This window comes from Rugosimonospora acidiphila, assembly GCF_039543385.1.
Classification (GTDB): Bacteria; Actinomycetota; Actinomycetes; order Mycobacteriales; family Micromonosporaceae; genus Rugosimonospora; species Rugosimonospora acidiphila.
Map to the genome: position 1 here is coordinate 205375 of NZ_BAABJQ010000002.1, position 22237 is coordinate 227611.

At 70.3% G+C, this 22237-nt stretch carries 19 protein-coding genes; 15 read left to right on the top strand and 4 right to left on the bottom strand.

Going from position 1 to position 22237, the window contains the following annotated elements:
- The first annotated feature begins 75 nt into the window (after positions 1-75).
- The 4 genes from ABEA87_RS03890 to yidC all read left to right on the top strand — a co-directional run bounded on the left by ABEA87_RS03890 (position 76) and on the right by yidC (position 2249).
- Complete coding sequence (locus ABEA87_RS03890) at positions 76-627, top strand: hypothetical protein (RefSeq protein WP_345626092.1); 552 nt, start codon at positions 76-78, stop codon at positions 625-627.
- A gap of 74 nt (positions 628-701) precedes the next feature.
- Positions 702-1040, top strand: a complete 339-nt coding sequence (locus ABEA87_RS03895) for a DUF6412 domain-containing protein (RefSeq protein WP_345626094.1) — start codon at positions 702-704, stop codon at positions 1038-1040.
- Between the two features lie 94 nt (positions 1041-1134).
- The gene (locus tag ABEA87_RS03900) at positions 1135-1269 is read left to right on the top strand and encodes a hypothetical protein (protein WP_345626096.1); all 135 of its coding nucleotides are present in this window, start codon (positions 1135-1137) and stop codon (positions 1267-1269) included.
- A complete protein-coding gene (gene yidC / locus ABEA87_RS03905) occupies positions 1266-2249 on the top strand; it encodes a membrane protein insertase YidC (protein WP_345626098.1) in 984 nt (327 codons plus the stop codon). The genes ABEA87_RS03900 and yidC overlap by 4 nt, the downstream gene beginning before the upstream one ends.
- 11 nt (positions 2250-2260) lie before the next feature.
- Here yidC and ABEA87_RS03910 read toward each other — a convergent pair whose 3' ends face one another.
- Together ABEA87_RS03910 and ABEA87_RS42500 are read right to left on the bottom strand one after the other, a co-directional pair.
- A complete protein-coding gene (locus ABEA87_RS03910) occupies positions 2261-4621 on the bottom strand; it encodes a DUF6351 family protein (protein WP_345626100.1) in 2361 nt (786 codons plus the stop codon).
- 271 nt (positions 4622-4892) lie between these two features.
- Entirely contained in the window at positions 4893-5057 is a 165-nt protein-coding gene (locus ABEA87_RS42500) for a hypothetical protein (RefSeq protein ID WP_425570743.1), read from the bottom strand.
- A 127-nt stretch (positions 5058-5184) separates the two neighbouring features.
- Here ABEA87_RS42500 and ABEA87_RS42505 point away from each other — a divergent pair, with 127 nt between their 5' ends.
- From ABEA87_RS42505 to ABEA87_RS03925, 3 genes are all read left to right on the top strand, one after another.
- Positions 5185-5376 carry a hypothetical protein gene (locus ABEA87_RS42505; protein ID WP_425570744.1) on the top strand — a complete coding sequence of 64 codons (192 nt, stop codon included), beginning with the start codon at positions 5185-5187 and terminating at the stop codon, positions 5374-5376.
- Positions 5330-5731, top strand: coding sequence for a VOC family protein (locus ABEA87_RS03920; protein WP_345626104.1), 402 nt, complete (start codon positions 5330-5332; stop codon positions 5729-5731). Before ABEA87_RS42505 ends, ABEA87_RS03920 begins: the two co-directional genes overlap by 47 nt.
- 682 nt (positions 5732-6413) lie before the next feature.
- Positions 6414-7130 (top strand): TMEM175 family protein, encoded by a 717-nt coding sequence (locus tag ABEA87_RS03925; RefSeq protein WP_345626106.1) that lies wholly within the window; start codon positions 6414-6416, stop codon positions 7128-7130.
- Positions 7131-7221: 91 nt separating this feature from the next.
- Here the strand turns inward: ABEA87_RS03925 and ABEA87_RS03930 are convergent, their stop codons facing one another.
- Positions 7222-10902, bottom strand: a complete 3681-nt coding sequence (locus ABEA87_RS03930; protein ID WP_345626108.1) for an ABC transporter ATP-binding protein — start codon at positions 10900-10902, stop codon at positions 7222-7224.
- A gap of 318 nt (positions 10903-11220) precedes the next feature.
- Here ABEA87_RS03930 and ABEA87_RS03935 point away from each other — a divergent pair, with 318 nt between their 5' ends.
- The 8 genes from ABEA87_RS03935 to ABEA87_RS03970 all read left to right on the top strand — a co-directional run bounded on the left by ABEA87_RS03935 (position 11221) and on the right by ABEA87_RS03970 (position 21042).
- Positions 11221-11994 carry a VOC family protein gene (locus tag ABEA87_RS03935; RefSeq protein ID WP_345626110.1) on the top strand — a complete coding sequence of 258 codons (774 nt, stop codon included), beginning with the start codon at positions 11221-11223 and terminating at the stop codon, positions 11992-11994.
- 50 nt (positions 11995-12044) lie between these two features.
- On the top strand, positions 12045-13151 hold the full coding sequence (locus tag ABEA87_RS03940; protein WP_345626112.1) for an aldo/keto reductase: 1107 nt from the start codon (positions 12045-12047) through the stop codon (positions 13149-13151).
- Between the two features lie 100 nt (positions 13152-13251).
- A complete protein-coding gene (locus ABEA87_RS03945; RefSeq protein WP_345626114.1) occupies positions 13252-14532 on the top strand; it encodes an SRPBCC domain-containing protein in 1281 nt (426 codons plus the stop codon).
- Positions 14533-14537: 5 nt separating this feature from the next.
- Complete coding sequence (locus ABEA87_RS03950; protein WP_345626116.1) at positions 14538-15902, top strand: serine hydrolase domain-containing protein; 1365 nt, start codon at positions 14538-14540, stop codon at positions 15900-15902.
- Positions 15892-16374: a phosphopantetheine-binding protein gene (locus ABEA87_RS03955; protein ID WP_345626118.1), complete on the top strand. Its 483-nt coding sequence runs from the start codon at positions 15892-15894 to the stop codon at positions 16372-16374. Before ABEA87_RS03950 ends, ABEA87_RS03955 begins: the two co-directional genes overlap by 11 nt.
- Entirely contained in the window at positions 16371-19490 is a 3120-nt protein-coding gene (locus tag ABEA87_RS03960) for a type I polyketide synthase (RefSeq protein WP_345626120.1), read from the top strand. Before ABEA87_RS03955 ends, ABEA87_RS03960 begins: the two co-directional genes overlap by 4 nt.
- Before the next feature lie 13 nt (positions 19491-19503).
- Positions 19504-20313: a class I SAM-dependent methyltransferase gene (locus ABEA87_RS03965; protein WP_345626122.1), complete on the top strand. Its 810-nt coding sequence runs from the start codon at positions 19504-19506 to the stop codon at positions 20311-20313.
- Positions 20314-20388: 75 nt separating this feature from the next.
- Positions 20389-21042 carry a winged helix-turn-helix transcriptional regulator gene (locus tag ABEA87_RS03970; protein WP_345626124.1) on the top strand — a complete coding sequence of 218 codons (654 nt, stop codon included), beginning with the start codon at positions 20389-20391 and terminating at the stop codon, positions 21040-21042.
- On the opposite strand, the gene ABEA87_RS03975 is transcribed toward ABEA87_RS03970, so the two are convergent.
- Entirely contained in the window at positions 21035-22198 is a 1164-nt protein-coding gene (locus ABEA87_RS03975) for a Dyp-type peroxidase (RefSeq protein ID WP_345626126.1), read from the bottom strand. The two genes, ABEA87_RS03970 and ABEA87_RS03975, sit on opposite strands and share 8 nt — an antisense overlap.
- Positions 22199-22237 lie beyond the last annotated feature (39 nt).

Here is a 22237-nt window from a genome sequence, read left to right on the forward strand (position 1 = left end):
TGAGCTCGGCTTTGTTGAGGCCGGTGACCCAGCGGCACGCCCGCTCGGATGGACATCGGCGGCTACTGTGTGGCCGTGCAGTCGAGTCAGGATCCGCGACGCATCCGCAGCGCCGGTTGGCCCGACCAGGACGCCGCGTCGCGCGCCTGGACGGACCCGCCGCGCACGCCTACCGGGGTCGTCCTGCGCCGGTTGGCGTTTCCCTCCCTCGCTGTCCTACTTTGTCTGGCCGCCCTGGTGTACGGCTCGCTGACCCTGGGGCCGGGGATACAGGTGGCCCGCGGGGAGGCCGTCCCCGGCACCTTCCATGTGCTCTGGCAGTACTGCCACAACGGCTGCAACGCGCGCGGCGACTTCGTCAGCGACGACGGCTCGATCAGACGCGAGGACGTGGACCTCTACGACGCCTCCCGTCGCGACGGCGTGGACAGCGAGGTGCGCGCGTTGGATTCCGGCAACCCGTTCGGGGTCTATCCGGCGACCGGATCACACGGGTGGATCTGGAGCATCATTCACCTCATCCTCGGTAGCGCGGGCCTGCTCGGCTGGATCTGGCGCTACCCGCTACGAGCCCTCAGACGGCGGCGCCGGGCCGGCAGCGCGTCCGGCTCACCTGGCCAACCGTAAGGAAGCGGTCGCCCCTGAGGCGCGGCTCGCCGCGACCACGACCCGAGTGACGCCAGTCGGGGCGGTGAGGGCCGGTGCCGTTCACCATCGCGTTCATCGGCGTGGTTGCGAATCACAGGTATCGTGGTGGTGTGATCTGGTTCGGCGCGCTCTGGCACGTGGTCGGCGTGCTGATCGACGTCGGCCCGTCCGGCCTGCTGGTCGGTACGGCCGCCGCGACCGGCATCCTGCTGACGGCCATGCTCGCCGCCTCGATCCTGCTCCGGCGGGTGGTTGCCGATTCCTGCCCCGGGGTTACCCGGCGGGTCCTGCGGCAACATGCGCAACGGACGGGCATCCCCCGCCATCGCGATCCTGACGCGGCGGGCCGATCCCGCCCCAGAGCCCCCACAGCGGTCCTCGCGGCCGCCTGAGCCTCGTCGCTCATTCTTCCCACCGCTCGTCGGCGGCCGCTTGTGACTGTTTCGTGTCCAGACCAGTCATCGGTCGTCCCCGAGGGGGTTCTCCATGCTCATTCCACTGCTCGACGATGCGATCGCCGTCGGGTCTCCACCCGTCGCTGGCCTCGCCGCGCCGCTGCTGTCCATGTCCGGTGAACGTTCCCGGATCAACCTGTACCGAGCGGGCGGAGCGGTGCGATGAGGACACTGTTCAGCCCGCTGATGGCACCGATCTACTGGGTCATCTCCGAGGTCCTGAAGCTCTGGCAGGCCGCGTGGCATCAGGTGCTTGGAAACGCCACCTGGCTGGGGACCGACTGGTCCTGGGTGCTCGGCATCGTCTTCCTGGTGCTGACCGTCCGCGCGATCCTCTTTCCGATCTTCGTCAAGCAGACCAAGTCTCAGCGTGCCATGCAGGCGTTGCTGCCCAGGGTCAAGGCGCTGCAGGAAAAGCACAAGGGCGATCGGGAGTCCCTGCAGAAGGAACTCGTCGAACTCTACCGGTCGGAGAAGTCGAATCCGCTCATGGGCTGCCTGCCAATGTTTCTACAGGTACCCGTCTTCATCGGCCTGTTCCACGTGCTGAAGCACCTCACCCCGACGATTACGAGTGAGAAGTCCCGCACGTTGTACGGCTGGACGCTGGATCAGTTCGACAGCGCCTCGCACGCCAAGCTGTTCGGCGCGCCGATCGCCGCGAGTCTCAGGTCGACGTCCGCCGCGCTGGAGCCGCTGGGCGCCGGCGGCGCCACGGTCAAGATTGTCGGGGCGATCCTGATCGTCATCATGATCGCCACTACGTTCCTGACCAGTCGTCAGATGATTCGCAAGACCGGCCGGGCCGAGGACCCGCAGCAGCGGATGGTGCAGCAGCTAATGCTCTACGGTGTGCCGCTCTCGCTGCTCATCTCCGGTTCGATCTTCCCGATCGGTGTGGTCATCTACTGGGTGACGCAGAACCTCTTCGCGCTCGCTCAGCAGTCGTGGGTGCTGCGCAAATACCCGCCACCGCGGGTGGACGGCAACACCGGCGCGGCCGAGCAGTCGGGCGAGCCGCGGGCCAGCGCCGGGGCCAACGACAGCAGCGGCAACGGGACGGACCGGCCCGCCCCCAGTGCGCCGGGCCCGAAGGTCGGGGCGAAGCCGGTCAGCCCCAAGAAGGGCGGTGGAGCCAGGCCGTAGGTGGGGCTGTCCTACCTGGACCCACCGGTGAGGTCGGCCGGGGGCTTGCGGTAGTCGCAGACCCCGGTCGGGAAAATCTGTTCCAGCCGGGCCCGCTGGGCCTTGTCCGGGCGCCAGGTGCCGTAGCCGCCCTGCGCGATCGCCTTGGCGACCGGCTCGAGCTGGCACTTGAAGCTGTCCTCGTCGAAGGGGCCGCCCGCGACCACACGGGAGGTCGAGTGGATCGGGAACACCTGCGTGCAGGCTCCGGCCGGCCGGTTGTCGAGGATCCCGTCCCAGACGTGCGGGCCGGCGGCGATCTGCGTGCCGTCGGTGGCGAAGCACCGGTCGGTCGCCAACGCCGGCTTGTTGCCGGCCACTCCACGGGCGGGATGCTGGCGGATGTTCGTCAGCCACTGATCCATCACCTGGAACGCCTGGCCGATCGCATCGCTCTGCGGCCCGTCCGGGCGCGCGTCGGTGAACCAGATGACCTGGTTGTCGGCGTTGCCCTTGGCCTCGATGATGCGCTGCCGGCTCACGAAGGACTGCCGGCTGTTGTGCATGTTGAGGGCGTCCTCGAGGTAGTTCCGCCAGTCGATGACCGGGATGTTGATCCGGCCGCGGAACACCAACCCGTTGTCGTAGGCGGCACGAATCGCACCGAGGTCGCCCTGGGTCCGGGCCGCCGGGGTGGCGCCACCGTTCGGGCTCAGCGTCATGTTCCGCGAACTCCACGGGTCCCAGCTGCCGCCCGGGACGAACGGAGCCCCCTCGGGCACCATGTCCTCAGAGCTCTTCCAGCCCCCGACCGTCGCGTTGAGCTTGAGGAACTCCTCCGGTGAGATCTTGTGATCGACCAGGGCCTGCAGGCCGTACTGCACACCGACGTTGTCGTACGTGGTCCGGGCGTAGCCGTCCGGCTTGACGCCGTAGATGTTGCGCAGGTCGTCGTAGGTGGTCCACTTCACGGTGTCCATCACGCCCGCGGGCTCCATCAGACTCTGGTTCGAGCCCGCCGAACCGTACGTCGGGTCGAGCAGCAGCGGCGTGAGCCCACGCCACGCGTTGACGCACTCGTCGGAGCCGTTCGTGCCGGTGTACGGGTTGGCCACCGTGTCGCTGGCGTTGAAGCCCTCAAGCAGCGACCGGTTCGTCCAGTCCTTCCACATCGGATTGCCCGCGTCGGTGACGTCCATGAAGTATTCGAGCAGTTCGCAGTCGCCCACGTGGATGGCCTGCGTCACCTCGTCCGGGTAGGAGTACACGGGGATCGCGGCGTCGATCAGACCCGGGAAGTCCTGGCCGAAGACATACGATTCGATCCCGCCGCCGGACGCGCCGACGCCCACCGTGTACTGCGGGACGCCGTGCTCCTCGATGAAGTGTTCCTTGACCATCAGCGCGGTCTCGCCGGCGAGTTGGAGGTTGTAGTGCACCCCGGTGACATTGCCGGTGGAGTAGGCCACCGCGTAGCCGGCGGCGAGTCCCTGGGTCGCCTCGAACATGGAGTCCGGCGTGCTGCCCAGCGTGCCCTGCTGGTGGCCGATCCCCACGCCGCCCGAGCTGAAGCTGTAGATCAGCCGACGGTTCCAGGCGGAGTCGTCCGGGTGGGCCGGATCGTCGCCCAGCGGCGCGAGCATGGCGATGCTGTAGATGAACCGGTCGATCGTGCCGCGTTCCCAGCGGACGATGAAGTCCCGGGTCCTACCGTCGAGGGTGGTGGTCGTGGCGAGGTCGGTCGGGCGGCTGCCGTCCGCCGGCAGCGGCTTCCACTGATTCTCGGTGGTGCGGTAGAGGTAATCGACCCGGGTGGTGGCCGCACAGTTGCTGCTCCAGCCGACGATCTGGCTGGTCTTGTTGCCGCCGGCGTCGAGGGCGAAGACCGGCAGGCCCGTGTGGTTGTGATTGTCGACCAGCGGCTGGCCGAGTCCCGACTGCTCGGTGTCGCACACGAACGGCTGCTGCTGCGGCCCGGAGAAGATCGGCCCGCTGGTCGGGAAGTCGGTCAGCCGCAGGCTCGTCGACCCGCGTTCCCGGGCATGGCCCCTGCCGGTGGCGATCAGAGTGTTCGCGCCGAGGCGCAGGCCACCGACGAGGCCGACGAACGAGCCCGGGGCATCGGAGTGGAACTCGGCGGTGACGTCGGAGCCGTTGCGCCGCACGGTCACGTCGGACAGCGACGCGGCGCCCGGCACCTGGACCTGGACGAGGGCGTTGCCGCCGGTGACCTGATCGGGCCGGCTGGACAGCACGGTGATGCCCACGCGGTGACCGGCGTCGGTCGCGGGGGCGGCCGCCGCCGGCGGTACCAGGCCGGCCGTCACCACGACCGCGGCGGCAAGGATGACGGCTGCGCGCCGGCGCGAATGCCGGCCGATGGCGGCGAACATCGAGCATTACCTCCGTGGTTGACGGTCGGGCTGGGCGACGACGGCACGGTCGGGCGGGACGGCGGTGGCACAGGCATCGAGTTCCGTTAACATTCTTGCTCATGCATGCCGCCCCTGACTAGATCATGATTTGAGCGTGAGCGAGGATCGGCGGGCACGGGCGTGGGAGTTCGCGGTGGCCGCGCCGCACAGCGCGCCCGGCGTAGTGTCGATGGTGGGCTACCGCGCCATCGACGTCCCCGAGGGCATCCATCGGGGACTGCCGTCCGCCCTACTGACGTTCATCGTCGCCCTTGACGGCGGGATCGAGGGCGCGCCGACCGCGGAGGCGCTGGGTGACACCCACCCAGTGGCCGTCGTGCTCGGCGGCCTGCACGTGCGGGCCAGTCACGTCCGGCAGCGGCCCGGCCAGGCCGGCGTGCAGCTCGCGGTGCATCCGCTGGCAGCGCGAACGTTGTTCGGGGTGCCGAGCGCCGAGCTGAGCGTGTCCGACTTCGACGCGAGCGCAGTCCGCGGAGATCGCCGCCTCGGTCCGGCGCTCTGGCCGAGTGAGTCTGGCGAGCGTGGCGGCGGCGACCGGCTACTACGACCAGGCACACTTGACTCAGGAGTTCGTCCGGTCCACCGGTGTCACGCCGCGAGCATGGGTGGCCGAGGAGTTCGGAAATATCCAAGACGGTAGTCACGCCGGTCGGCCAGAGTGGGACCATGACCAACTCGAACCCGACGGTATGGCTCACCCTGCAGGCTTCTGATGCCCCGGCCCTGATCGATTATTACGTGGACACGTTCGGCTTCGTCGTGGCCGCCCGGTACGGCGAAGGGAACACTGTCGACCACGCCCAGCTCAATTGGCCCGAAGGCCGCGGCGGCATCATGCTGGGCAGCCACCGCCCCGGCAACACCTGGTCGCGCCAGCCCGGGACCGCCGGAGGCTACGTCGTCACCACAGACCCGGACGCTTTGTATGAGCGCGTCACCCAGCGCAAGGCGGACATCGTCCGGCCGCTGGCCAAGACCGACTACGGAGCCCGCGAGTTCGCGGTACGCGACCCCGAGGGCAATCTCTGGTCCTTCGGCGACTACACCGGTGAACTCGCCGCAGGCTGACGAACCACGGCTCAGGAACGTAGCAGCGTGCTGCCGACCACCGTCGCATCGCACGCGGCGACCGGTTCGTACCAGCCGTAACCGAGGTTGAGGGGACCGCGAACGCCGCGGCCGCGGCGATCGCGACGCCGAGCGCGACCGCGGCGCGACGCAGACTTCTTACCAGCATGGATGGATCACTGTCCTTCCTTCGGTCACGACGTGAGGTGCAGGCCCTCGACGGGAAAGGTGCGACAGCGCCGCTGCTGCGCAAGCACGGCGAACTGCTGATCCCCTGGTTCACAGGCCGCGTTGTGAACTCATGAGAACAATTCGCCGGCCCTCAACCCGGATCGCGGATGAACGCGGACCGGCCGGTCACCGGTATGGCACCGCGAACACGTGATCATTGTGGCCGCGACCCGTGGCGCCTGTCGTGGATTCCGGGCATCGCCGGAATTCTCCGAAAAACGCCGAGCACCCAGCCGATGATCATCGACTCATCAACGCCCTGACCGCGGCCGGCGACCCGCCGTGCCGAACGCCGATGGCCATAACTCGGACTTTCGTTCCGGTACGTAGAGATAGCCGGCTAAACTCTCGATATCGCCATCGATTGATCAGTTCCGTTCCGAGTCGGGGGGCCCATCCGCGCCGTGACACCGTCATTCCCCGGTACCCGGCCAGCGCGGTGGACGCTTCAATGACGAGCTGGATCCGCTCCCTGGCCCAGGCCCAGAGACCGCAGGCAGGCGCAACCGACCCAGCGTTCGGGATGGAGCGCGGGCCCAGGAGGGTTACCGGGTTCACCGATGCGGTCTTCGCCATCACGAGCACTCTTCTCGTCCTGGACATCCGCCTCCCCAACGGAACCGAAAATCTGGACCGAGGACTTCTGACCCTGTGGCCGTCCTACCTCGCCTACGCCGTCACCTTCCTTCTGATCGGCCAGACCTGGGTCAATCACCACATCATGTTCGATCACATCCGATCCGTCGATCGGCTCCTGCTGCTGCTCAACACCTTGATGCTGATGATCGGCGCGTTCCTGCCCTTCGCCGCGTCGGTCCTCGCTCAGGCGTTCCGCACCGGGCAAGGCGAGCGCCCAGCCACCGTCTTCTACGGCGTCACGTTCATGCTGGGGGCCATCGTCTTCAACCTCATCTGGCAGTACGCGCGGCATGACCACCGGCTGCTCGGCAGAACCATCGATCCAGAGGGCGCACGCGTGATCAGCAGGCGTCTGCTGCCCGCGCCCTTCTGGATCGCCCTCGGGACAGGGCTCGGCATCGTGGTTCCCTTGCTGGGCGTCTTGGTGATCGCTTCGCTGATCCCGTTCTACTGGCTGTCGATCCCGGGCGAGAACCGGTCGAGGCGCCAACGAGGCAGTACCGGCGACCGCGGGCAAGCGCGCGAATGACGCGCCGCATCTCACGGCCGAGACGCGCGACGGCGATGGCGCGACGGCGCGAGCCAGTTGGTGGCGGGACTTCCGGCGGACGAGGCCGACCTCACGGGGCGCCGCCCACCCCGGCCGTCGCGGTGAAGGCGTCCCACATCCGCGCGTAGGCGCCACCGGCCGCCAGCAGTTCGCCGTGCGTACCGTGCTCGACGATCCGGCCGCCGTCGAGCACGACGACGCGGTCCGCGCGGGCCGCCGTGGTGAGGCGGTGCGCGACGACCAGGGTGGTTCGCGCCCGATCCGCTCCGCCGGCTGCCCGCAGCACGGCCGCCTCGGTGGCGAGGTCGAGCGCCGCCGTCGGCTCATCCATCACCAGGATGTCCGGCTCGACCAGCTCCGCGCGGGCCAGCGCGAGCAGCTGGCGCTGGCCGGCCGACAGATTGCGGCCGCGCTCCGCGACCGGGTGCAGGTATCCGCCGGCGAGCCTTCTGATCATCTCGTGCGCGCCGGCCGCCCGGGCCGCAGCTTCGACCTCGGCCTGGCTGGCGCCGGGCCGGCCGTAGGCGATGGCGTCCCGCACCGTACCGGGGAACAGGTAGGGCTCCTGCGGTACCAGGGCCAGGCGGTGCCGGTACCGGGTCAGGTCGAGGTCGCGCACGTCCGTTCCGTCGATCCGGATCGCGCCGGCGGTCGGGTCGTAGAACCGGAAGACCAGCTTGACGAGCGTGGACTTCCCCGCACCGGTCTGCCCCACCAGGGCCACCGTCTCGCCCGGCGCGACCCGCAGGTCGATACCGCGCAGGGCCTCGGCGGCCTCGGCGGAGTACCGGAAGCGCACGGCCTCCACGACCAGCTCCCCGCGCAGCCGGGCCGGCACCGGTATCGGATCGGCCCGCACGGGCGTGGAGGTCGGCGTACCGAGCAGTTCCCAGGACCGGCGCAGCCCCACCGCGGCCTGCTGGTACCCGTCGAACACCTGGGACAGCTGCTGCAACGGCGAGAAGAACAGCTCGATGTAGATCAGGTACGCGATGAGCCCACCGGCGGTCAGCGTGCCCCCGCGTACCATGCCCGTCCCCGCCGCGAGCACGCCCGCGGCCACCAGGGTCGACAGCAGCTCGATGAACGGGAAGTACACGGCGGCGGCCCGCTGCGCCCGCATCCGGGCGGCCCGGTACGCGTCGCTGCGCTGGGCGAACCGGCCACGGTTGTGGGTCTCCCGCCGGTACGCCTGGGTGACTCGCAGCCCCGCCACATTTTCCCGCAGGTCGGCGTTGACCGTGCTGACCTTCTCCCGCGCGTCGGCGTACGCGCGCGCCGACACCGAACGGAACACCAGCGTGGCCGCCACCGCCACGGGCAGCGCCGCGACCGCCACCAGGCCCAGCTCGGGACTGATCACCAGCAGGGCGAGCAGGATGCCGGCGAGGGTCAGCAGGCTCACCACGGTGTTGGTCAGACCGTCCTGGACGAACACCGCCACCGCGTCGGCGTCGGTGGTCATCCTGGTCAGGATGCGCCCGGACATCTCCCGCTCGTAGTAGTCCAGGCCCAATCGCTGCAGGTGCGCGAACATTCTCAGCCGCAGCGTGTAGAGCACCCGCTCGCCGGTGCGGGCGGTCACCAGCACGTGCGCCCGCACGATGAACAGGTTCACCAGCGCCACGGCCAGCGCGATCCCGGAGACCACCGCCAGCGCACGCCCGCTGCCGCCGACCACGCCCCGGTCCACCCCGTCGCGGGTGAGGACCGGCAGCACCAGCGCGCTCAGCGCGTCCAGCGCCACCAGGACCAGAGCGCCCAGCACCGTGGCGCGGAACGGGCGCAGTAGCGCGCGGATCCCCGGGGCGGGGCCCGCCTCGACCGCGGCCCGCTCGTCCACTGCGGGCTCGTCGCGGGCGGGCGGCAGCGCCGCCACCCTGGCCAGCATCTCCCGGCTGGGCGCCATCAGCCCGAAGATGCCGGCGGGGCCGGTGGCCCGACCCTTCGGTGCCTGACGCGCGATGGGTTCGGGCACCCGGGTGGAGTCCCAGAGTGAACCCTCCGGCTCGACGGCCACCTCGCCCGCGTCGACCCCCTCCGCGTCCTCGCCGGGGCCGGAGACCAACAACCGGTACCGTGCGCAGCGCGCTCGCAACTCCTCCCGGGTGCCCACGTCGACCAGCCGGCCCTCGTCGAGCACCGCTATCCGGTCGGCCAACCCCAAAGTGGCGCGGCGATGCGCGATCAGCAGGGTGGTGCGTCCGCGCATCACGTGCCGCAGCGTGCGGTGGATGTCGGCCTCGACGCGGGCGTCCACCGCCGAAGTGGCGTCATCCAGGATGAGGATGTGCGGGTCGGTGAGCAGGGCGCGGGCCAGGGCGACGCGCTGGCGCTGCCCTCCGGACAGCGTGAGGCCCCGCTCGCCCACCACCGTGTCGTACCCATCGGGCAGCGCCGCGATGAACTCGTGCGCCTCGGCCGCCCGCGCGGCGCTCACCACCTCGGCATCGGACGCGTCGGGACGCCCAAAGGCGATGTTGGCCCGCAGGCTCTCGGAGAACAAGAAGCTCTCCTCCAGTACCAGGCCGATCCGGGCGCGCAGCGAGTCGAGGGTGAGGTCGCGGACGTCGTGACCACCGACCCGGACGCTGCCCGACTGCGGGTCGTAGAACCTCGGCAGCAGCAGCGAGATCGTGGACTTCCCGGAGCCGGACGTGCCGATCAGCGCCAGGGTCTCCCCCGGCCGTACCCGCAGCGACAGGTCGCGCAGCACCGGTTGCGAGGGCAGGTAGCCGAACGTCACGCCGGCCAGCTCCAACGCGAAGGCGGGCTGGTCCGGCAGCGCCACCGCGCCGGGGACGTCGACCACCTGCGGCTGGGAGTCGATCACCTCGAAGACCCGGGACACGCTGGCCCGGGCTTGCTGCCCCACGGCCAACAGCCTGGTCAGCGACTGGATCGGTCCGGTGAGCTGGGCGAGATAGGCCCAGAACGCCAGGAACGTGCCCAGCGTGATGCTGCCCCGCAGCGCCAGCGTGCCGCCCAGCGCGAGCACCCCGACCTGCCCCAGAGCGGGGATCGCCTGCATCTGTGACTTGTACCAGGCGCCCAGCCGCAGTCCCCGGATCCGCGACGCGTAGAGCCTGCGGGCTGCGGTCGACAGCTTGGCCTGCTCCTGGTCCTCCTGACCGAATCCCTTGACGACGCGCACCCCGCCTACCGCGTCGTCGATGACGCCGGCCACCTCGGCGGCCTGCTGCTCGGAGTCCCAGGTCGCCGGGAACAGCCTACGGCGGCCACGCTCCCCGATCCACCAGGTCGCCGGGACCACCGCCAGTGCGACGAGCGTGAGCAGCGGGGACAGTACCAGCATCACGACCAGCGATACGGCGAACAGCACCAAGCTCCCGACCGCCATCGGGATCGACGAGACCAGGGTCTGGGTCATCGCGACGTCCGAGTTGGAGCGGCTGAGAATCTGGCCGATCTGCAGGCTGTCCTGGCCGAATCCGTCCAATCGCGACAGTGCGTCGAAGATCTCGGTACGCAGGTCGTGCTGCAAATTCACCGACAGCCGACCGGTCAGAACCCGGCGCAGGTACGTGGTGACGAAGATGAACACACCCAGCCCCATCAGGGCGCCGACCAGTGGCCAGAAGTTCCGGTCGCGGCCGGAGACGACGCCGTCCACAATGGACCGCTGGAGTAACGGCAGGACCGCGGACGCACCCGTGCCGAGCACCGAGGCCACCGCGATGATGACCATCGTGGCGTGGTGACGCCAGCAGTAGCTCAGCAACCGTGGCATGACGCGATGGTAACCAACGACATGAGGGCAGCTCGTGAATCTCGCGTAGTGTGCGGACAGCGTCAAAACGCGGGCTGCTACGCAATCTCCGAGAAGTCTCACGACCCGGCGGCGGACTATCGTGCCGGTGCCGGCCAAGGAATGTCCGCCCGGGACCCTCGAACTCTCTCTGCGGTGCGCGCGCTCCACGCGGGGCGTCGGCTCGGATCGCGGTGCGCAAGAACGAAGAAGTGCCGCCCGCGCGGCCTGGTCGAGACTGGCGGAAGTCGTGACGGTACGGGCAGGGGCAGCCGGGGTTTGCGAGGATGGAGTGGCGTCGTGATTACCAGGATCAACACCGTGTCCCTGTACGTCGCGGACCAGCAGCGCGCGCGTGACTTCTATGTGGACACCCTGGGCTTCGAGGTCACCGAGGACGCCGATCTGGGCGATCAGGGGCGGTGGATCGAGGTCACGCCGCCGGGCGCGCGCACGGCCCTCGTGCTGGCCGACGCGGCGGGCTTCGGGCGTACCGACCGGGTCGGAGAGCCCGCGGACGTGACGCTGAACTGCTCCGACGCGGATGCCCTGCACGCCGACCTGGCGGCCCGCGGCGTAAAGGTCACCGAGCCGGAGCAGCAGCCCTGGGGAACCTTCTTCACGCTGACCGACCCGGACGGGCACGAGATCGTGATCAGCCAGGAGACGGAGCGGGAACACGAGCGCAGGCTCCAGAAGTTCACCGCGTTCAAACGCCGGTTCGAGCAGGCCAGTCGCGACAAGGATCGGGACGCGCTGGAGCTGATGATCCATCCCGAGTTCAGCATGGTGACGCCGGACGGGGACGTGGTCGGCAGGAAGGGCGTACTCGCCGCGATCACCTCTTCGAAATCGACCTTCATGCCCTTCTACCAGCGGCAGGAGCGGACCGTGTCGTTCGACCCGAACGGCGACCTCGTGCGGGAAATCGCCGATGTGAACATCGGTGGGGAAATCCCGGGCCGCGGCGAGCTGACCGGGCAGTACACCCACTCGGCCGTCTTCGTCCGGACGGAACGCGGCTGGCAGTTCTTCGGCAACACGCTGACCCGCAAGGTACGGGCCGCGGACTAGACACGCCGCCCAGGCGCCCGCGACGACCCTTCCCCGGAAAGAGACGTGCCATGCGCTACAAGTTGCTCGGCAACAGCGGACTACGGGTCTCCGAACTGGGCCTGGGAACCATGACCTTCATGGACGACCTGAGCTGGGGCACGACGCGGGAGCAGAGCTGGCAGATCTTCGACGCCTTCGCGGAGGCCGGCGGCAACTTCATCGACACGTCCAATTCCTACGGTACGAGCGAGAGGTACCTGGGTGAGCTGATCAAGGCCGAGCGCGACCGGTTCGTCGTCGCCACCAAATACACCGGCAGCGCCCGCGGTGAGCACGTCAACGGTTCCGGCAATCACCGCAAGAGCCTGGTGGCCTCGGTCGAATCCAGCATCCGCCGGTTGCAGACCGACCACCTCGACCTGCTGTGGCTCAACGCCTGGGACTTCATGACCCCGGTCGAGGAGATCATGCGGGCGCTGGACGACCTCGTCCGGCTCGGCAAGGTGCTCTACGTCGGCGCCTCCAACGCCCCGGCGTGGTTCGTGGCGGCCGCGAGCACCCTGGCCGCGGCGCGGGGGTGGACCAGGTTCATCGCCGTGGAGGTGCTCTACAACCTGCTGGAGCGCGACGGCGACCGGGAACTGCTGCCGATGGCCCGCACCCTGGACATCGGCGTGACCGCGTGGACCCCGCTGGCCAGCGGCTGGCTGACCGGCAAGTACCGCAAGCCACCGGACGAAGCCCCGGCCGGCACGCCCGCCCCGGCGGGCCGCCTCGACGGGCCCGGCGCCTCGCGCTTCGTGCGGCGCGACGAGCGCGCGGTCGCGATCCTGGACGAGGTGGTACGGGTCGCGGGCGAGTTGGGTTGCTCTCCCGCCCAGGTCGCGCTGAACTGGTTGCGGTACAAGGACGTGATCCCGTTCTTCGGCGCCCGCACCGCCGAGCAGGCCGGGGAGAACTTGCGCTGCCTTGAGGTCACGCTGCCGGACGAGCAGGCCCGCCGCCTCGACCAGGTCAGCGACATCGCTCTGGGGTACCCGCACGACTTTCTGGCCAGCGGCATGGTGAAGCAGCACATCCACGGCGGCTGGTTCGGTGACATCGACGACCACCGGGGGGCCACCGACCTGATCCGTTCCCGCTCCGCCGTCGGGGGGCGCAGCCGTGCCAGCTGACGAAACCCTCCCGCCGCGCCCAGGCGACCCGCCGCGCCCAGGCGCCCCGGCGCGAGTCGGTGATTCGGCGCGAGTCGGTGACCCGAGGCGCGCCCGGCGGGTGACCAGAGCCGTACGGGCGCCAGCGGAATCGGCCTGGGAAGCGCTGACCGATCCGCGGCTGGCCGGGCAGTGGTGGGGCGAGGTGTCACCCGAATTCCGGGTGGGTCAGCTGTCCCAACTGGTGATGGGCGACGGCGACGTGTACGCGCTGGAGGTCCTGCGGCTGGACGCGCCGCACCGCCTGGAGTACCGCCGGCGGCGCTTCGGCATCGACGTCAAGGAGACGATCTGCTGGGACCTCACCCCGCACGGGGACGGCTGCCTGATCACCGTCGGCTACCCCGAGGGCGGCACCGGCGCCGACCGACGGGAACCGGAGCACGAGGAGTGGCTGCGCCACACCGACCGCCTGGAGCGGTGGCTCGTCGGCGCGCCCGTACCCCCGATTCCACCGACCCAGGAATTCATCCTCAGCACCGACCTGCCCGGCGACCCGCCTGCCGTCCGGTCGGCCATGGCGCAGTTCCTGCAGAAGGCGTTCCAACTCCCTGGCGACCCCTATTCCAGGTGGTTTTCGACCACGCTCACCCTCACCGACGGCGGGGAGCCGGGCGAGTTGCGCCTGACGCTCGGCGCGGCCGGCGACCTGAGTGGCCCCAACGACCTGAGCGGCATCGATGGTGCCGGTGGCAGCGGCGATGAGCGCACCGCCAGCGATGGCGGCCAGGACGGCATCGACAGGGGCGCCGAGCCGCTGCTTGTCGAACTCGAACACCCGTCCTGGTGGTTCCCGACCGCCGCCGAGCTGCTGCTACGGCGGCAGGGTCAGGGCACGAGGCTGACCGTGCGCCACCGGGGATGGGAGGGCACCGGCGCCGACGACGACGCCCGGGGCCGGCAACGCCGGCGGTTCGCGCAGTTCTGGCACCGGCTCTTCCTGCGCTTCACTCTCCAGTACGCCCGGTCCCTGCGGATACCGACCCTCACGGCGGTCGACCTGAGCAACCGGATGGACCGGCCCGACCTGTTCGTCTTCGACGCCAACCGCACGACGCTGTGGCAGCGCGGGCACGTGCCGGAGGCCGTCTTTGTCGGGCAGGAGGACATCCCGGTCGACCGGCTGCCTGCCGACCGGCAGGCACAGCTGGTCTTCTACTGCCGGGACTCGATGTGCCTCACCGCCTACCTGAGCGCGGCGAAGGCGCGGACTCTCGGCTATCCGAACACGTTTGTGATGGAAGGGGGCCGAAGGGCCTGGGCGGAATCGGGATTTCCCCTCGTGTCGGAGACCGGTGAAAGCGCCGCCGACTGGGAGAAGCCGGAGTCCTTTGAGGAGTGACGTTGATGAACCAGCCACAGTGGTGGCGCCGGGTCACCGAGGAAATGAGCACCTATCAGGCAGCCCACCCGGACAACCTGCCCGGTACCGCCTTCGGCGCCGAGACGAAAGAGGACGGCCGGCTGCTGGGCAGCGCCGGCCAGGCGTGGGATGTGAACACCATCTGCGAGATCGGTTCCATGACGAAGCCGTTCGTCGCCGCGGCGGTGCTGCTCGCGCTGGAGGAGCGCGGGATGCTCGACATCGAGACCCCGGTCTTCACCCTTCCGGGAATGGATTTCTACGCGCTCGATCCGCTCCGGCGCGGGATCCTGCTGAGGCACCTGCTCCAGCACACCTCCGGACTGCCGCACACCCGCCACTACACCGACTGGCCCCGCACCTCCTGCAACGATCCGGCCGGGCCGCCACCGGCCGCGGGCGCCGGCCCGCTGGACCTCGGGCCAACCTCCGAGTGGCTCGGCGCACCGGCGCTGACCAACGAGTACGTCCACGCGAATGGCCGCTGCCAGCCCGCCAGGTGCGTCGACCTCGACGGCGTCAGCCTGCACATCATGCGCACCTACCCGGTGAGGGCCACCCCGCCGCCCGGTTCGGAGTACTCCTACGCCACCGTCAACCACATCCTGCTCGCCCGCATCGTCGAGCAACTGACCGGGCAACCGGTCAACCAGTACATCAGGCAGCGACTGTTCACCCCGCTGGAGATGTCCGACTCCTTCTTCATCGCGGGCCGCACCGGCGATCCCGAGGTCGACGAGCGCCTCGACGAGGGAGTGACCGACGAGCAGCGCGCCCGCGTCGCCGACTTCGTGCTGATCACCAAGGACGGCCGGTTTCCCCCGGAGATCGCGTCGGGCCCGGGCGGCGTGCGCGACAGGCTGCGCTCGGGGTGGCGCTTCGTCAATCCGGACGCCGGGATGTTCTCGTCGGTCAACGATCTGCTGAACTTCCTCAGGATGCTGCGCGACGGCGGCCTGTTCGGTTCCCGGAGGGTACTCTCGCCCCGGATCGTCAGCCTGCTCGTGAAGGATCAGGGGCACGGGCACACGATGGGGTTCGGGTACCGCAAGCGAATCACCCCGTACGGCCAGCGCGGCGGCACCCTGGAACATCTCGGCATGAAGATGACCTACTTCTGGTACGACCCCGACCCGGACAACCCGGTGCTGGGCGTGTTCCTCAGCCAGCGCATGCCCAACTTCATCGCCAACACCAACATGGGCGAGGGACTGGCACCCATCTTCAGGGTCTTCGTCCCGCTGGTCACCTCGCGCGCGGCCGACCCACCGCAACCGCGCGCCGGGGAGTTGGCGGACGGTGAGGCGCCGGACAGCGAACGGACCGCCGGGGCGGCGCGTGGACACTGAGGCCGCGCGCTCGCGGCGGATCCAGCGGGCGATCGAGGCCGTCTGGCTCGACGTGCTGAAAGTCCACGAGTTCGACGTGGACGACAACTTCTTCGAACTCGGCGGGACCTCCTTCGACGCGGTCATGGTCAGCGCCCGGCTGAACGAGGAGTTGGGCACCGACCTCTCGGAGATCGGCCTGTTCGAGAGGCCCACCATCCGTGCGATGACCGAGTTGCTGCGGGCCCTTCCACCGGCGCGGCCCCTTCCGCCGGCGCCGCCCCTTCCACCGGCGCCGCCCGCGAACCCGAGCGGCGATCCGGAACCGCCGGGCGATCCGGGAACGGAAGCGGCGCGCGGGCAGGCGGCGGCGGACGCTGCGGAGAGGGACGGCGTCGCCAGTACCGCACCGTCCCTTCAGGACAGTCTCCTGCGGGGACAGCGGCGGCGGGGGGACGGCCTGGCGAAAAAGCGGCGGGGTCGGATGCCGTGACCGCCGGGCCGGAGGACGAGCTGGACATCGCGATCGTCGGCCTGTCCGGCCGGTTCCCCGGTGCCCGCGACGTCGAGGAGTTCTGGGACAACCTGCGCCGCGGCGTCGAGTCCATTTCGTTCTTCGACGATGAACAGCTCCTTGCGGCCGGGGTGCGCCCGGAGGAGCTGCGCGACACCCGTTATGTCAGGGCCGCGCCCGTGCTGGCCGACGTCGACCGGTTCGACGCGCGGCTGTTCGGGTACCCGCCGCAGCAGGCCAGCCGCATCGATCCGCAGCAACGGATCTTTCTGGAGTGTGCCCGGGAGGCCCTGGAGGTCGCCGGGTACGACCCGGCCAAGTTCGACGGCTCCATCGGCGTGTACGCCGGCGCCTCGATCGGCACCTACCTGCTGTTCGGCGACCTCCTGCCGCAACTGCGGGAGGACTACCTGCTGACCGTGCTGGGCAACGACAAGGATTTCCTGCCCACCCGCGTGTCTCACAAGCTCGATCTGACCGGTCCGAGCATCGGCGTGCAGACCGCCTGCTCGACCGCCCTGGTGGCGGTTCACCTGGCCTGCCAGAGCCTGCTGACGATGGAGTCCGACCTGGCGCTGGCCGGCGGCGTCTCGGTCCGGGTACCGCAGGCGTCGGGGTACCGCTACCAGGAGGGCGGGGTGCTCTCCCCGGACGGCCACTGCCGGGCGTTCGACTCCGGGGCGGCGGGAACGGTCTTCGGCAGCGGTGCGGGCGTCGTGGCGCTGCGACGCCTGACCGACGCCCTCAACGACGGCGACCACATCCGCGCGGTCATCAAGGCGTCGGCGGTGAACAACGACGGCGCGACCAAGGCGGACTTCGCCGCGCCCAGCGTGATAGGTCAGTCCCGCGCGATCGTCGAGGCCATCTCCCGGGCCGGCATCGATCCGGCCACTCTGTCCTATGTGGAGGCGCACGGCACCGGAACGCCGCTGGGCGATCCGATCGAGGTGGCCGCGCTGTCGGCCGCGTTCCGGGCGTTCACCCCGGCCACGCGGTTCTGCGCGATCGGGTCGGTGAAGACGAACATCGGCCACGCCGACGCGGCGGCCGGAATCATCTCACTGATCAAGACGGTGCTTGCCCTGGAGCACCGGCTCATCCCGGCCACCCTGCACTACCGGCGACCGAACCCCGCCTGCGACTTCGACAACTCCCCTTTCTACGTCAACGACCTGCTCGCCGACTGGGCGGGCGGCCCCGGCCCCCGCCGGGCCGGGGTCAACTGCCTCGGGATGGGTGGCACCAACGCCTTCGTCATCCTGGAGGAGGCCCCGCCCGCGGCGGCCGCCGAATGGGCGCGCGCGCACGAGGTGCTTCAGCTAGCCGCCGGCACCCGACCCGCGCTGGAGGCCGCGTCGACGCGGCTCGCGGAGCACCTGGCCGGGCACCCCGAACTCGAGCTGGCCGATGTCGCCTACACACTTCGGGTCGGGCGCGCGGATCTGCCGTACCGGCGGGTTGTGGTGTGCCCGGACGCCTCGTCGGCGGTCGACGCGCTGCGCGTACCCGACGATCCGTCCGTGCTCACCGCGCACACCGGCTCGGCCGGCCGCGACGTGGCCTTCCTGTTTCCTGGGCAGGGCACCCAGTACGCTCGGATGGCCGCCGGGCTGTACCGGACCGAAGAGGTGTTCCGGCGGCAGTTCGACCGCTGCGCCGAGATCCTGCGACCGGTGCTGGCGGAGGATCTGTCGCAGGTGGTGTACCCGGACCCGGCGGCATCCCGATCCGAGGACCTCGACCGCACCGAACTCACCCAGCCCGCCCTGTTCGCTGTGGAGTATGCGCTCGCGCGGCTGTGGATGTCGTGGGGAATCCAACCCGCGGCCTGCATCGGGCACAGTCTCGGGGAGTACGTGGCGGCCTGCGTGTGCGGCGTGTTCTCGCTGGAGGACGCGCTACGGCTGGTCGCCTACCGGGGGCAGCTCATGAGCCGGTTGCCGGCCGGGTGGATGCTCGCCCTGCCGCTGTCGGAGAACGAGGTCCGGCCGTACCTGTCCCCGGCGGTCTGCCTGGCAGCGGTCAACGGGCCGGCCCAGCTGGTGGTGGCCGGCCCGGCGGCCGAGATGAACGGGCTCGCCGAGCGGCTGGCCCGCGACGGTGTCACCGGCCACCGCCTGCGGGGGTCGCTGCCTTTCCACTCGGCGGCGGTCGACGGTGTGATGGACGACCTGGCCCGGTTCGTCGCCGGCATCGAACGGCACCCGCCCCGGATTCCGTACGTCTCCAATGTCACCGGTACCTGGGTCGCCGATCGGGAGCCGACCGATCCCCGGTACTGGGCCCGGCAGCTACGCGGCACCGTACGGTTCGCCGAGGGCGTCAAGGAGCTGATCGACGGTACCGACGGCGTCCTGCTGGAGGTGGGCCCCGGGCACACGCTGGGCAACCTGGCGCGCCCGTACCTGGGCCACCTGCCCGGCCGCGCGGTGCTCGGCTCGTTGCCGGATTCCCCCGGCGCCGGTCGGCGCTCCGACGAGGCGGTGCTGGCCGCGACGGTGGGCAGGCTCTGGCTGGCGGGATGCGGGGTTGACGCGACGGCGTACCACGCGGGCCAGCGGCGGCGCCGGGTGCCGCTGCCGACCTACCCGTTCGAGCGCGAACGCTACTGGATCGACCGAGCCGATCCGGCCCACGGCGCGCACCCGACACCGGCGGCGGCCCGCGACCCGGTACCGGCGGCGCCCGGCGGCCCTCCGGCATCAGCGAACGGCGGGCCGGCTCGCCGACCGGGCGGCGAGGGAGCTGCCGGGGCCGGTGACGGCGCGCCCGTCGCCGGCGCCCCACCTCCGGCCGGCGAAGGGCCCACCGCGCCGCACACGCCGGTGCAGGCCGCCATCGCCACCATCTGGCACACGGTGCTGGGGATCGACCGCCTCGGCGTGCACGACGACTTCTTCGCCCTCGGGGGCACCTCCATCCTGATCCCCCAGGTGCTATCGCGGCTCAACGAGCTGTTCCAGGTCGACCTGCCCGCGCTGACCCTGCTGGAGTCCCCGACCGTGGCGGGACTGGCCCGACGCGTCGAGGCGGTGTACCGGCTCGCGAACCCGCCCACCGCCGGCTCGACCACGCCGCGTGACACCGACTGACCGGGAGGAACGTGTGAACGGCCAGACCAAACTCACCGGGGTACCGGAGACCATGCTGCTGACGCTCTACCACCGGGCCCTGGAGACCGCCCGCCCGGACCGACTGTTCGCGGACGAGTTCGCCGTGTCCTTCGTCGAGCGGATCGACCACGACTTCGCCAAGTTCGACGACTGGCGGATGCGCTGGGCGATCCCGGTCCGTACCTGGCTGATCGACAACGCCGTCCGGGAGTTCCTGCGCCGGCACCCGGAGGGTACGGTCATCACCCTCGGGGCGGGGTTGTGCACCCGGGCGCTGCGCCTGGACAACGCCCAGGCGCAGTGGTTCTCCGTCGACCTGGCGGAGATCCGGCCCCTGTGGCAGGAGCTGATCGGTGAGTCGGCACGCAACCACCTGGTCACCTGCTCCGTCACCGACCTCGCCTGGATGGATCGGATCCCCCCGGCGGCCACCACCCGACCCATGCTGTTCGTGGCCGAGGGGTTGTTGCAGTACCTGGACGAGTCGAGCGTCAGGGACCTCGTGCTGGCCATCCGGCAACGGTTCCCGGGCTCCGAGCTCGTCGTCGAGGTACTGGGCACGTTCACTGTCAAGAACACCAGGCTCAACCCCACGGTGGCCGGGACCGGTGCGGTGTTCCGGTGGGGGTGCGACGACTGCGCGGAGCTGGAGACCTGGGCGGAGGGCATCGTCCTGCTCGACCAGTGGTACCTGGTGGACTACGAGCCGCAGCGCCAGAGGTACCTGGCCCGGCTGCCCGGCATGCTCGGCGGAAAGGGGCAGTTCGGCAAGGTGGCCCGGCTGCGCCTCGGGACGCGATGAGCGGCGCCGGCCGCCGCGCGGTCGCGGCGTGGCGCCGTTCTATGCTAGGAAAAGTGAGCAATCGGGAGGAGGACGATGGCGGAGCGGCGGCACTACGGGCAGTTCTGCGGACTCGCCTCCGCGCTGGACGTCGTCGGTGAGCGCTGGACGATCCTGATCCTGCGGGAGCTGCTCATCGGGCCGTGTCGCTTCAACGACATCTTCGACAACCTGCCCGGCATCGGACCCAACATCCTCACCGAGCGCCTGCGCATGCTGGCCGACGAGGGAGTGATCACCTCCGAGGTCGTCCCGAACGACAAGCGGGGCAGGAGCTACCGCCTCACCCCGCTGGGCGAGCAGTTGGGCCCGCCGATCCTCGGCCTGGCGCACTGGGGCATGGGCCGGCTGACCGAGGAGGCGGCGAGCACCGAGGCCAGCCGCGCCGCGTGGGGCTTTCTCGCGGTACAGGCCATGATGGACGCCCGCCGGATTCCGGAGGTGACCGAGAGCTACGAGTTCCGGGTCGACGGCGAGGCGTTCCACATCTCGGTCGAGCAGGGTACGGCCAAGGCGGCGCGCGGCCCGGCGCCGGACCCGGTACTCGTGATCACCACCGACGCCGTGACGTTCATCCGGATCGGGGCGCAGCTGGTGAGCGCGTTCGACGCGGTGATCAGCGGGTTGATGAAGGCACAGGGCGACCCGGCCGCGGTCCTGCGCTGCACGACACTGCTCGGACTCAGGTAGTCGCGGTCGCGAGGCCGTCGAACCCGTCCACCGGCGCGCTGGTGACCAGCGTGCGCAGCACCTCGCCGAGGTCGCGCTGCGCCCGGGGTACGAAGTAGTAGCAGCCGGTCAGTGGCTCGACGAGGCCCGCCTCGGGTGACAGCAACGGATCGGGAGCCCCGTTGAAGTCCGACAGCAGCCATTCGTTGTGGATGAATTCGAACCCGCCGTCCTGGATGTCCGCCTGGAACGCGAGGAACAGCAGGCCCTCGGGGTCGCTGGTCGGATAGCCGCGGCGCAGCAGCCGGACGTCGGGCGGCACCACCTCGTGGCCGAAGTTGGTCAGCCCGCGGCCCCGCGGGTTTGCCTTGCGCAGGTGGGACTGCCGCAACGCCGAGGCGCCCTGGGCCTCACCGGCCCGCCTCGGCAGGTGGTCGCCGGTGTCCGCGTCCAGCACGCTGCCGCAGGACCGGCACCGGCCGATCACCTGCTCCGGGGTGAGCGTCCTGGTCTGTTCGCCGCGATCGTCGGGCACCACCACCGGGTCACGCATTCGCTGCGGGAACAGCCGGTACCGGCGGAACACCAGGTACGTACCCTCGAGGTCGAGATCCGCCTCGCGGTGGATCAGGTGCTCCTCGTACCGCCGAGGGTCCTCGGCGCGCAGGTCCTGCAGGTTGCTGACGCCGTCGTGGAAACCGAACGGATCACGGCCCTGGGGCCGCAGCTGCCCGCGGTGTTCGCGGACCGCGCCACCGAGCGGGCCGGACATCTCCCGGACCGCTCGGGACAGCTGTTCCGGGTCGGCGGACTCCAGCAGGGCGATGAGGTCCGTCTCGTGGCCGACGCGCTGTTGGTCGGTCCGGAACGACGGGAAGTCGTTGTCACGCTTGGCCTGCATCGCGCGCAGCGACGCCGGGCAGCGCACCGGCCGGCCCCAACGGCTGGAATCGTCGGCGTCGTCGCGCCACGGCGTCCACGGCCCCTTCAGCAGCCGCGCCGAGACGCCGAGCAGGTACGTCGCCGTGGGTGCCGGCGGCGGCCCGAACCCGGCCGCGAATCCCGCGCCCTCGACGCCGCGCACGACGGCACGCAGCACGGTGGCGCAGGCGTCGGGGTCCGCTCCGGGCAGGTCGGCCTGCACCACGGCCAGGTACGGCGCCGGGGTGGTGTCCACGCCGACCCACCTGCCCGAGGGTGCCGGGCCACCGACGGG

Bases quoted from the DNA above. Each gene is read 5' to 3' on its own strand.
- ABEA87_RS03900 (WP_345626096.1), top strand. From the start codon at position 1,135: ATGCTCATTCCACTGCTCGACGATGCGATCGCCGTCGGGTCTCCACCC.
- yidC (WP_345626098.1), top strand. From the start codon at position 1,266: ATGAGGACACTGTTCAGCCCGCTGATGGCACCGATCTACTGGGTCATC.
- ABEA87_RS03910 (WP_345626100.1), bottom strand. From the start codon at position 4,621: ATGTTCGCCGCCATCGGCCGGCATTCGCGCCGGCGCGCAGCCGTCATC.
- ABEA87_RS42500 (WP_425570743.1), bottom strand. From the start codon at position 5,057: ATGCACCGCGAGCTGCACGCCGGCCTGGCCGGGCCGCTGCCGGACGTG.
- ABEA87_RS03920 (WP_345626104.1), top strand. From the start codon at position 5,330: ATGACCAACTCGAACCCGACGGTATGGCTCACCCTGCAGGCTTCTGAT.
- ABEA87_RS03925 (WP_345626106.1), top strand. From the start codon at position 6,414: ATGACGAGCTGGATCCGCTCCCTGGCCCAGGCCCAGAGACCGCAGGCA.
- ABEA87_RS03930 (WP_345626108.1), bottom strand. From the start codon at position 10,902: ATGCCACGGTTGCTGAGCTACTGCTGGCGTCACCACGCCACGATGGTC.
- ABEA87_RS03940 (WP_345626112.1), top strand. From the start codon at position 12,045: ATGCGCTACAAGTTGCTCGGCAACAGCGGACTACGGGTCTCCGAACTG.
- ABEA87_RS03950 (WP_345626116.1), top strand. From the start codon at position 14,538: ATGAACCAGCCACAGTGGTGGCGCCGGGTCACCGAGGAAATGAGCACC.
- ABEA87_RS03970 (WP_345626124.1), top strand. From the start codon at position 20,389: ATGGCGGAGCGGCGGCACTACGGGCAGTTCTGCGGACTCGCCTCCGCG.